This window comes from Microbacterium sp. LWS13-1.2, from assembly GCF_040144835.1.
Taxonomy (GTDB): domain Bacteria; phylum Actinomycetota; class Actinomycetes; order Actinomycetales; family Microbacteriaceae; genus Microbacterium.
The window spans coordinates 1,547,888-1,558,884 of the sequence record NZ_CP151632.1 but is presented as its reverse complement, the minus strand read 5'-3'; the positions used below and the strand labels follow the sequence as shown (position 1 = coordinate 1,558,884).

Sequence of the window (10,997 nt, the reverse complement as noted above, 5' to 3'; positions counted from 1 at the left end):
TGAGCGAGGGAGCGCCAGCGACCGAGACGAAACGCCTCGGGCCGAGGGACCGCGCCAGAGCGGGACGCTTCGTCAACGACCCAGGCCCCAGACGGCTGTCCGGCGCATCTCATAGACTCGCCCGGTGACGCGAATCCGCCCCTTTCGCCCCGGTGACGAACCCGCGCTCGTCGACATCTGCCTGAAGACAGCGGATGCCGGAGCCGACGCGACCGGCATCCTCGACGACGACGATCTCTGGGCCGAGATCTTCGTCCTGCCCTACGTGGCGCGTCATCCCCAGTTCGCCTTCGTGGTCGAGACGGACGACGGCCGCGTCGTCGGCTACATCGTGGGCGCCGCCGACTCCGCGGCGTTCGAGGAATGGTTCCGGACCGAGTGGTGGCCGCGGCACGCTGAGCGCTGGCCCCGGCCGAAGGGCGCGCAGACGGCCGCCGAATCGCGGCAGGACGGCATCCTCCGCTACGCGTACTCCCGCGCGGGCGGTGCCCAGCCGTTCGGTGACGAGTACCCGGCGCACCTGCACATCGACCTGCTGCCCGAGACGCAGGGCGAGGGCCTCGGCCGCCGGCTGATCGAGACGCTCGAAGCCGCCCTCCGCGAGGCGGGGGTGCCCGGCCTCCACCTGGTCGCCTCGGCCGAGAACGCCGGCGCGATCGCCTTCTATCCCCGCGTCGGGTTCGAGCCGATCCCGTCGCCCGCGGGTACGCAGGTCTTCGCGACGCGCCTCTGACCTACGCGACGACCGTCCTCGCGTCAACCCATCCGGGTGCGGAGCATGCCCGCGTAGTCTGCCCTCGTGGACGATGTCTCGGCGCCGACCGGCCGTGAGCCGGCACTCGTGGCGCTTCCGCGCCCCGACGGCTCCGCGCCGCGCGCGCTCGTCCTGGGCGCGACGGGGTACATCGGCGGGCGGCTGGTGCCCCGGCTGCTCAATGCCGGCTACGAGGTCCGTGTGCTGGCGCGCGATCCCGCGCGGGCGGCAGCATTCCCGTGGGGCGACCGCGTCGAGATCGTCCGTGGCGACGCCGCCGACGAGGGCCCGGTCGGCGAGGCCGTGCGCGACGTCGACGTGGTCTTCTACCTCGTCCACTCGATGTCGGGCGGCAGGCGTTTCGCCGACACCGACCGGCGCGCTGCCGAGACGGTCGCGAACGCGGCGGCCGCGGCATCCGTGGGTCGCATCGTCTATCTCGGCGGGCTGCACCCGACCGGGGTGACGCTCTCGCCGCACCTGCAGTCGCGCGTGGAGGTCGGGCGGACGTTCCTCGAGAGCGGCGTCCCGACGATCGTGCTGCAGGCGGGCGTCGTGATCGGGTCGGGGTCGGCGTCGTTCGAGATGGTGCGCCATCTCACCGAGGTGCTGCCCTACATGCCGGCGCCGAGGTGGGTGCGCAACCGCATCCAGCCCATCGCCGTGCGCGACGTGCTGCACTACCTGCTGGGCGCCGCACGACTGCCGGCCGACGTGAACCGCGCCGTCGACATCGGCGGCCCCGACGTGCTGCGGTACGGGCAGATGATGAACGGCTACGCCGTCGAGGCCGGGTTGCGCCAGCGCGCGATCGCGGCGCTCCCGGTGCTGACGCCACGACTCGCCTCGCACTGGGTCAACCTCGTGACACCGATCCCGCGCGCGATCGCGCGACCGCTCGTCGAGTCGCTCCAGAACGAGTGCATCGTGAAGGACCACGGGATCGACGAGCTCATCCCGCCACCGGAGGGCGGTCTGACTCCCTACCGCTCGGCGGTGCGGCTGGCGCTCGGCAAACTCGAGACCGACGCGATCGAGACCAGCTGGCAGGATGCCGGCGTGCTCGGTGCCCCGAGCGACCCGCTGCCGAACGACCCCGACTGGGCGGGTCGCGTGGTGTTCAGCGACGTCCGCACGGCGCACACCCCGGCATCTCCCGACGCGCTGTGGCGCGTCATCGTGGGGATCGGCGGAGAGAACGGGTGGTACTCGTCGCCGCTGCTGTGGGCGGTGCGCGGCTGGATGGATCGCCTGGTCGGGGGCATCGGGCTCGCCCGGGGGCGGCGCAGCCGTGATCGGCTCGCCGTGGGCGATGCGCTCGACTTCTGGCGGGTCGAGGCGCTGGAACCGGGACGGATGCTGCGCCTCCGGGCAGAGATGAAGGTGCCGGGTCTCGCCTGGCTCGAGCTGCGGGCGGCGGCCGACGAGGAGCGCGGCGGCTCACGCTACGACCAGCGCGCGGTGTTCTTCCCGCGGGGGCTCGCGGGGCGACTGTACTGGCTCGCCGTCCTGCCGTTCCACGGGTTCATCTTCGCGGGGATGGCACGGCGCATCACGGCGACCGCCGCGGCGGGCGGCGGCGGTGGCGAGGCCTGATCCGCGCGTCGGCGCGGCGCCTCAGGCCGTGAGGACAGCCGCGGGCGTCACGCCGTGAGGATCGGGCGGTGCGACACGAGGCGATCCAGCACCGAGCCCGGTGGCACCGCGTCGTACTTGTAGCTGAGCTTCTGCACGATCGACGCCCCCGCGACGAATCGCATCGCGTCGGGATCCCACGGCTGCATCATGCCGAGCTGCAGCAGGTGGCTGGCGGCACTCGAGAGCGGGGGTGCGGCCTCCCACTGTCCGTGGAACTCCGGCACGAGATCCAGGAGCACCTCGAAGATGCGGTGGTAGAGGAAGTAGTCGGGGATGCCGCCGCCCGACTCCCACCAGGCCTGGAGTGCGAGCCGCTGCAGGCGGATGAGCGGCGTCGCCGGCACGGCGGCGATGAACCAGTTGCCGATCTGGCGGCGGGTCCAGCGGGGGTACAGGGCGCCGGCGGTGAGCAGAGGTGCGACCGCCTGGGGGAGCGGGGCGGGCGCCCAGCAGGTGGCGTCGACCCAGATGCCGCCGAGGCGGTCGAGCACGCTGATGCGGACGAAGTCCGAGAAGTGCGCGGGGTGATCCTTCTCGAGGGCGTCGGCCACGGCATCCGGGATCTCCACGAGCTCGCGCGCCGACGTGCCGTCGAGCACGGTCAGCGGTGTCGGGAGGTCGTCGTGGAGGCGCGACATCTCGCCGACGCAGGCCTGCACGAGCGGGGGCGCGGAGTCCAGCGGCGAGTTCCAGAACGTGTACAGGTTCAGCGCCGAGGGATCGACGCGTCCGCCGTCGCGGTGCGCGAGGATCCTGCCGTCCTTGCGGCTGCCGGCCTGCTCCGGCAGGCCGGCGGCGATCCGCAGCTCGGGCAGGCGCGGGCGGAGGAACTCGGTGAACGTGCGGTACGCGGCGATCGCGGCCACCGGGTCGACAGTGTCACGGAACTTTTCGGCACGTCGCAGCTGCGCCTCGAGACCCTCGAACGGGTTCGGGATGCCGTCGCTCACGGTCAGAGCCTAGGCCGTGGTCCGCTGCACCAGCGGGATCACATGGCGTCAGGAATCGCGGCGCCGGCATCCGTCAGACCGGGATGCGGCCGTCCTCGAGGCGCACCACGCGGTCGACGAGCCCGTCGGGTACGGCCACGTGCGAGATCAGCACCACCGCCTGGTCGTCCCGCACGGCGCTCAGCAGGTCGACGAGCAGCCGATCGGATGCCTCGGGGTCGACGCCGGCGGTCGGCTCGTCGAGCACGAGCACGGGGAATCCGCGCAGCAGCGCTCGGGCCAGCGCGATGCGCTGCGCCTGACCGCCCGAGACGAGGGCGCCTCGTTCACCGACGCGCGCGCCGAGTCCGCCGCGCTCGCGCAGCCAGGCGTCGAGACCGACGCGGGCGAGCGCCGCCTCGAGCTCGGCATCCGTCGCCGTATCGTGCGCGAAGAGCAGGTTCTGCCGGATGTCTTCGTCGAAGAGCATCGGATGCTGCTCGCACAGCCCGACGGTCAGCCGCACGTCGTCGGGGGAGCGGTCGTGGACGGAACGCCCCCCGATCTCGTAGCCGCCCTCGGTGTCGAGGAACCGCACCAGCGCGTGGGCGAGGGTGCTCTTGCCCGCGCCGCTCGCGCCCATCACGAGCACGCGCTCGCCCGGACGGATCGCGAGGTCGATGTCGTGCAGCGAGGCCTGCGCCGCACCCGGCCAGCGCACCTCCGCGGCACGCAGCCGGATGCCGTCGCCGAGCGGGGGAGCCTCACCGGTGGGCGCGACCGTCTCGGGCGCCAGCTCCGCCGGCGGCGTCGCGGGCAGCGCGTCCGCGACGCGTTCGGCCGAAGCCCGCACCTGCCGCCATGCGGAGGCCGCCAGGGGAACGGTGGCGAACACCTCGAAGATCGCCATCGGCACCAGCACGACCACGGCGAGCGATGGGCCGGGAAGGGCGCCGGATGCCGTACCCGGCGCCGCGGCCAGCACCGCGGCGATCGAGGCTGCCCCGGCCAGGAGCGAGACCAGGGCGGCTGTGCCGGCCTGTGCACCGGAGCGGCGGACCACCGCGCGGCGGAGGGCGGCGTCGGCGCGGGCGATACGCTCTCGGCTCTGTGCCTCGGCGCCGAAGGCGGCGAGCACATCGAGGCTGCCGATGTGGTCGAGCACGGCGTCGGCGAGGGCCGCCCGCAACGGTGCGATGTCGCGCTCGGCGCGGGCGCCCGACATCCATCCCCACAGCGTCGCGACAGCCGCCGCGACGACGAGGCAGGCGAGCAGGGTCAGCGCCGCCGGCCACCACACGAACGCCACGAGCACGACCGCGCCGAGCGCCACGAGCGCCGAAGACACGAGCGGCTGCACCACCCGCAGCGGAAGGTTCTGCAGCTCGTCGACGTCGTCCACGAGCGCCCCGAGCACCGAGCCGCGGCGCGTGCGCGTCAGCCCGTCCGGCGCCAGCGGCACCAGTCGCCTCACGAGGTCGGCGCGGGTGGAGGCGAGCTGCCGCAGCGCGGCGTCGTGACCGGTGAGTCGTTCGAGGTAGCGGAACACGGCGCGAGAGATCGCGAAGAACCGCACACCGACCACCGCCGCCGACAGGTAGAGCACCGGCGGCTGCTCGCTCGCGCGGACGATGAGCCACGCGCTCACCGCGAGCAGCGCGACCGCCGACGCCTCGGAGGCGAAGCCGGCGGCCAGTGCCCACCAGAACCTCCACGCCGGCGGCATCGCCCCGCGCAGCACCTGCGTCGCGCTCACGGCCTCCACGCCGCTCCGCTTGCCAGGACCACGCGCCGACCGCGAGACCCCAGCGCGGGGACGAGACCCTGGGGTCAGCCCGAGGTCTCGTCCGTCCCGTGGGGTTTCACGGTCGTCGTGAGGCTGCGCGGGCGTCGGGGTCATGCGGGCACCTCGGCGGGCTCGAGGCGGATCACGGCGTCGGCGATCGCGCGGGCGCTGGTGCGGTGCGAGATGAGGAGCACCGTCGCGCCGGCATCCGCGAGCGACCGGATGCTGTCCCACAGCCGGCCCTCCGTCTCCGGGTCGAGCGCCGAGCTCGGCTCGTCGAGCGCGACCACCGGTGCGTTCCCGCGGAGATGCCGGTACAGCGCGCGGGCGACCGCCACACGCTGGGCCTGCCCGCCTGAGAGGCCGCCGCCCTGCACGCCGAGTTCGAGTACGGGGTCGAGGGTCCCTGCGCACGCGAGGTCCAGTGCGTGCCGCACGATCTCGGCATCCGGCGCCGCGTCGCCGAGGCCGACGTTGTCGGCGATCGTGCCGGCGAGCAGGCCGGGGCGCTGACCCGCCCACGCGAGCCACTCGGCCGGTGCGAGGTCACGGACATCGACGCCGTTCCACGCCGCTGCGCCGTCGAACGCGGCTGCGCCGCGCAGGGCCGCGAAGACGCTGGACTTGCCGGCGCCGCTCGGTCCCTCGATGAGGGTGACGGTGCCCGGGGCGGCCGTCAGATCGACGGGCTGCAGCATCCTGTCTCCGCGGCGCACGCGCACGGCAGAGAGCTCGAGGTGCGTTCCGGGCGTTTCGTCTCGCTCGTTCCTCGCTCGCTCACCGACCGGGCGTGGGGCTCGGCCGATCGCTGCCTGAGCCCGGTCCGCGCCGCGTCGGCGGGCGGCATCCAATACGTCGAACACGTCGTCGGTCGCGGCGATGCCTTCGGCCGCCGCGTGGAACTGCACGCCGACCTGACGGAGCGGCAGATACGCCTCGGGCGCCAGCAGCAGCACGAACAGGCCGACGGCGAGGGTGAGCGACCCCTCGATGAGCCGGAATCCGATCGAGACGGCGACGATCGCGACCGAGATCGACGCGAGGAACTCCAGTGCGAAGCCTGACAGGAACGACACACGCAGCACGCGCATCGTCTCGCGACGATAGTCGTCGGTGACGCGCGCGATCGACGCGGCAGCGCGATGCTGGCGGCCGAAGACCTTGAGCGTCGACAGCCCCTGCACGGTGTCGCCGAAGCGCGACGCGAGGCGCTGCAGCGTCTGCCACTGCCGCTGCTGCACGGAGCGCGTCGCAAGACCGATGAGCACCATGAAGATCGGGATGAGGGGGAGGGTGAGCAGCACCGTCAGCCCCGAGATCCAGTCCTGCCACCACATCACCGCGACGATCAGCGGCGTCGCCACCACCGTCTGCACCAGCTGGGGCAGGTAACGGCCGAAGTAGGCCTCGAGGGCGTCGAGGCCACGCCCCGCGGTGATCGCGAGCGCCGCGGAGTTGCGGGTTCCGAGCCACTCGGGCCCGAGTGCGCCGATCGCCGCGACGAGTGCCGTGCGCAGCTGCGTCTGCACCCGCGCGGCGGCGCGGGCGCAGACAGCCTCGCGCGTCCACAGCAGCACGGCCCGCACGGCGACCACGAGAGCGAGGGCGCTCAGAGCCGGCAGGAGTTCGGCCGGCGGCATCCCGTCGACCGCTCCGGTGATGGCGCGGGTCAGCAGCCAGGCGAACGCCACGATCACGGCCGTCTGCGCGAGCGCGATCGCCGCGATCGCGGCGAAGAACCACCGTGAGGCGGTCGCGTACTTCAGCAGCCGCGGGTCGACGGGTTTGCCCGACGTCGGGGCCGGGGCGTCGCCGTTGTTCTCGTCCATCGCTCCTTCGACCCTACCCATCGGTCCGCCGCATCTCCTCTGCTCGCCGCTCCGCCCTCCCGCGCCCCGGTTCCTCCGTCCCCATCGTTGACTTGCCGTATATGTACGCGACACGCCGGCGTGTCGCGCACATATACGGCAAGTCATCCCGGGGGGTGATGCGGCGGATACGTGAGGAGACGGATGCCGCGGCCCGCGGCATCCGCTCAGCTCAGTGCGCGACGGCCGCGGCCTTCTCGATGTGCGAGCGGGTGATGCGCTTGCGGAAGATCCAGTACGTCCAGCCCTGGTACGCCAGCACGAGCGGGAGGAAGACGAGCGCCGCCCACGACATGATCGTGAGGGTGTAGTCCGTGCTGGACGCGTTCTCGATGGTGAGCGAGCCGGCCGGGTCGCCGGTCGACGGCATCACGTACGGGAACAGGGCGAACCAGACGGCGAGGACCGCGGTGACGATCGTGAACGCGCCGAACCCGAATGCCCAGCCCTCGCGACCGCGGGCGTTGGAGATCCACGATGCGATGAGCAGCACGGCGGCGACCGCCGACAGGATCGCCGTCACCAGGGCGAACTCGCGGCCCTCGCTGAACGCCATGCCCACCGTCCACACCAGGAAGGCGGCGGCGACGACGATCGTCAGGAGGCCGGCACGGCCGGCCAGCCGGCGCGCATCGGCGGCGACCTGGCCGTCGGTCTTCAGCGCGACGAAGTACACGCCGTGCGTGAAGAACAGCAGCAGCGTGGTGAGGCCGCCGAGCAGTCCGTAGGGGTTGAGCAGGGTCAGGAACGACCCGACGAACTCGTGGTCCGCGTCCAGCGGCACGCCCTGCACGATGTTGGCGACCGCGACGCCCCACAGCAGCGCCGGCACGGCCGAGCCGACGACGATCATCGTGTCGAAGCCCCTCTTCCACCGCAGCGAGTCGCGCTGATGGCGGTATTCGAACGAGACGCCGCGCAGGATGAGCGCCAGCAGGATCAGCAGCAGCGCCAGGTAGAACCCGCTGAACAGCGTCGCGTACCACTCGGGGAACGCGGCGAACAGGCAGGCGCCGGCCACGATGACCCACGTCTCGTTGAGATCCCACACGGGGCCGATGGTGTTGATGACCTGGCGCCGGCTGACGTCGTTCTTGCCGAGGAACGGCAGCGACATGCCGACGCCGAAGTCGAACCCGTCGAGCACGAAGTAGCCGACGAAGAGGAATCCGACGATCCAGAACCAGAGGTAGGCGAGATCCATGACGTGCTCCTGAAGCTCCTAGTAGACCGTCGTCGGGGTGTCTTCGACCGCCAGGGCGCGCTGATCCGGCGCGCCCGGCTCGGGGAGGGGCTCAGGCCCCTTCTTGGCCGTCTTCACGATGAGTCCGAACTCGACGACCGCCAGTGCCGCGTAGATGAGCGTGAACGCGGTCAGCGAGATGAGGACGGTCCAGCCGGGCACCGAGGGCGAGACGCCGTCCTCGGTCAGCATCAGGCTGAACACGATCCAGGGCTGGCGGCCCATCTCGGTGAAGACCCAGCCCACCAGGATCGCGAGCAGGGATGCCGGCCACGCCCAGATCGCGAGCCGCCAGGCCCACGCCGGGACCTCGCGCGTCGCCTTCTTGCGGGTGAGCCAGAGGCCGACGACCGCGACGAGCGCCGCGACGCCGCCCAGGCCGATCATCCAGCGGAACGCCCAGTACGTGACCCACAGGATCGGGGCGAAGTTGCCGTCGACCTGGTCGGCGAACTGCGGGAACATCTCCGTGGTGTAGAGCGTGTTGAGGTCGTTGATGCCCTCGACGCAGCCGTCCAGCGAATGCGTCGACAGCAGCGCCAGCAGGTAGGGGACGCGGATCGAGAACAGCTCGCTCGTGCCGTCCGGGGTGCCGAGCGTGAAGATCGAGAATGAGGCATCCGCCCCGCACGCGCTGTCGAACAGCGCCTCGGCGGCGGCCATCTTCATGGGCTGGGTGGCGACCATCACGAGGCTCAGCTGGTCGCCCGAGATCGCGACACCCGCGAAAGCGGCGATGAGACCCCACAGGCCGAACTTCAGCGACGACCGCATCATGTCGACGTTCTGCCTGCGCAGCAGATGCCAGGCCGAGATCGACACGATGACGCCCGCGGTCATCATGAACGCCGCGAACAGGGTGTGCGGCAGGGCCGCCAGCGCGACCGGGTTTGTCAGCACGGCGAAGAAGTCGGTCATCTCGGCGCGTGAGCCGTCTTCGGCCATCTTGAAGCCGACGGGGTTCTGCATGAAGGCGTTCGCCGCGAGGATGAAGTATGCCGAGAACCAGGCGCCGATCGTCGCGATCCAGATGCTCGCGAGGTGCAGCGCCCTGGGCAGCTTGTCCCAGCCGAAGATCCACAGGCCGATGAAGGTGGCCTCGAAGAAGAAGGCCATCAGACCCTCGAAGGCGAGCGGAGCCCCGAACACGTCGCCGACGAACCGCGAGTAGGACGACCAGTTCATGCCGAACTGGAACTCCTGCACGATGCCGGTGACGACGCCCATCGCGAAGTTGATGAGGAAGATCTTCCCGAAGAACCGCGTCAAGTGCAGCCACTTCACGTTGCCGGTGCGGAACCACGCGGTCTGGAAGATCGCGACCGTGAGCGCCATGCCGAGCGTGAGCGGCACGAAGAGGAAGTGGTACAGCGTCGTGAGGCCGAACTGCCAGCGCGCCAGCAGCAGAGGGTCCAGCAGATCCATGTTGCGCTTCCGATCGTCGGACTGACTGTATGGTCTGACCACACAGTAGCATGTGGTCAGACCACAGGGGGAGTCGATCTTCGCGGTCGTCTCGCGGTCTCAGATTCCCAGTAATCCGCGCGTGGCGCGAGCTATCCGGCCGTGAATAATCCGACGCACCGGAGCCGTGTGCGGCGCCGCGCGACTACCCTCGAAGCATGGCGATCCGGGCAGAGCGATCGGAACCGGGCGCGTGAGTGCGATCCCGGTCACGATCGGGCGTCGGATGCCGCTCATCGCGGCATCCGAGCGGCTCGACGCCTCGGCGCAGGGCGCCGCACCGGCCTCCCGCAACATGACGATCGGCGATGCGCTGGTCGACACGCACGGGCGGGTGCACCGCGATCTGCGGATCTCGCTCACCGACCGCTGCTCGCTGCGATGCACGTACTGCATGCCCGAGCAGGGCAACGAGTGGCTCGCCAAGACGAGCATCCTGACGCTCGATGAGATCGAGCGCATCGCGCGCGTCGCCGCGGCCGACGGCATCACCACGTTCCGGCTCACCGGCGGCGAGCCGCTGCTGCGCACCGACATCGTCGAGGTGGTGCGCCGCCTCGCCGCGATCACAGGACCGACCGGCGCTCCGGTCGAGATCGCGATGACGACGAACGGCATCCGCCTTCCCGAACTGCTGCCCGGTCTGATCGAGGCGGGCCTTCACCGCCTGAACATCTCGATCGACACGCTGCGACGCGACCGTTTCCATGAGCTGACGCGCCGGGACCGGCTGGACGACGTGCTCGAGGGGATCGCGGCGGCCGGGGCGTCGGGCCTGCGCCCGCTGAAGCTCAACGCGGTGGCGATGCGCGATGTCAACGACGACGAGCTGGTCGAGCTCGTGGAGTTCGCGATCGCCCACGACGCGCAGATGCGGTTCATCGAGCAGATGCCGCTCGACGCCGGCCACACCTGGGACCGCTCGCGGATGGTCACGCAGGACGAGATCCTGCAGGCGCTCTCCCGGCGCTGGACACTCACCCCGGTGCCTGGCCGGGGCGGCGCTCCGGCCGCACGCTGGACGCTCGACGGCGGTCCGCACTCGGTGGGCGTGATCGCATCGGTCACCGCGCCGTTCTGCGGCGACTGCGATCGTCTGCGGCTGACCGCCGACGGACAGCTGCGCAACTGCCTGTTCTCGACGACCGAGTACGACGTCCTGCCGATCCTGCGCGACGGTCGCCCCGCCGAGGCGGTGGATGCCGGCATCGACGGGATGCTGCGCTCCTGCGTGCACGGCAAGCTGCCGGGGCATGCGATCAACGATCCTGCGTTCCTGCAGCCCGCACGCGGGATGAACGCGATCGGGGGCTGA

At 71.3% G+C, this 10,997-nt stretch carries 8 protein-coding genes; 3 read left to right on the top strand and 5 right to left on the bottom strand.

The features are described 5' to 3' along the window. Nucleotides 1-124: 124 nt before the first annotated feature. Both MRBLWS13_RS07470 and MRBLWS13_RS07465 read left to right on the top strand, forming a co-directional pair. On the top strand, nucleotides 125-733 hold the full coding sequence (locus MRBLWS13_RS07470) for a GNAT family N-acetyltransferase (protein ID WP_349428389.1): 609 nt from the start codon (nucleotides 125-127) through the stop codon (nucleotides 731-733). 66 nt (nucleotides 734-799) lie between these two features. Then, complete coding sequence (locus MRBLWS13_RS07465; RefSeq protein ID WP_349428388.1) at nucleotides 800-2,350, top strand: SDR family oxidoreductase; 1,551 nt, start codon at nucleotides 800-802, stop codon at nucleotides 2,348-2,350. Between the two features lie 47 nt (nucleotides 2,351-2,397). On the opposite strand, the gene MRBLWS13_RS07460 is transcribed toward MRBLWS13_RS07465, so the two are convergent. From MRBLWS13_RS07460 to MRBLWS13_RS07440, 5 genes are all read right to left on the bottom strand, one after another. Then, nucleotides 2,398-3,342, bottom strand: a complete 945-nt coding sequence (locus MRBLWS13_RS07460) for a capsular polysaccharide synthesis protein (protein WP_349428387.1) — start codon at nucleotides 3,340-3,342, stop codon at nucleotides 2,398-2,400. A 73-nt stretch (nucleotides 3,343-3,415) separates the two neighbouring features. Further along, nucleotides 3,416-5,047 (bottom strand): thiol reductant ABC exporter subunit CydC, encoded by a 1,632-nt coding sequence (gene cydC / locus MRBLWS13_RS07455; RefSeq protein ID WP_349429011.1) that lies wholly within the window; start codon nucleotides 5,045-5,047, stop codon nucleotides 3,416-3,418. Nucleotides 5,048-5,217: 170 nt separating this feature from the next. Beyond that, nucleotides 5,218-6,936: a thiol reductant ABC exporter subunit CydD gene (gene cydD / locus MRBLWS13_RS07450; RefSeq protein WP_349428386.1), complete on the bottom strand. Its 1,719-nt coding sequence runs from the start codon at nucleotides 6,934-6,936 to the stop codon at nucleotides 5,218-5,220. A gap of 211 nt (nucleotides 6,937-7,147) precedes the next feature. After that, nucleotides 7,148-8,179 (bottom strand): cytochrome d ubiquinol oxidase subunit II, encoded by a 1,032-nt coding sequence (gene cydB / locus MRBLWS13_RS07445; protein WP_349428385.1) that lies wholly within the window; start codon nucleotides 8,177-8,179, stop codon nucleotides 7,148-7,150. Between the two features lie 18 nt (nucleotides 8,180-8,197). Then, entirely contained in the window at nucleotides 8,198-9,643 is a 1,446-nt protein-coding gene (locus tag MRBLWS13_RS07440) for a cytochrome ubiquinol oxidase subunit I (RefSeq protein ID WP_349428384.1), read from the bottom strand. A gap of 334 nt (nucleotides 9,644-9,977) precedes the next feature. Here MRBLWS13_RS07440 and moaA point away from each other — a divergent pair, with 334 nt between their 5' ends. Beyond that, the gene (moaA, locus tag MRBLWS13_RS07435; RefSeq protein ID WP_349429010.1) at nucleotides 9,978-10,997 is read left to right on the top strand and encodes a GTP 3',8-cyclase MoaA; all 1,020 of its coding nucleotides are present in this window, start codon (nucleotides 9,978-9,980) and stop codon (nucleotides 10,995-10,997) included.

Bases quoted from the DNA above. Each gene is read 5' to 3' on its own strand.
- cydC (WP_349429011.1), bottom strand. From the start codon at position 5,047: ATGCCGCCGGCGTGGAGGTTCTGGTGGGCACTGGCCGCCGGCTTCGCC.
- MRBLWS13_RS07440 (WP_349428384.1), bottom strand. From the start codon at position 9,643: ATGGATCTGCTGGACCCTCTGCTGCTGGCGCGCTGGCAGTTCGGCCTC.
- cydB (WP_349428385.1), bottom strand. From the start codon at position 8,179: ATGGATCTCGCCTACCTCTGGTTCTGGATCGTCGGATTCCTCTTCGTC.
- cydD (WP_349428386.1), bottom strand. From the start codon at position 6,936: ATGGACGAGAACAACGGCGACGCCCCGGCCCCGACGTCGGGCAAACCC.
- moaA (WP_349429010.1), top strand. From the start codon at position 9,978: ATGACGATCGGCGATGCGCTGGTCGACACGCACGGGCGGGTGCACCGC.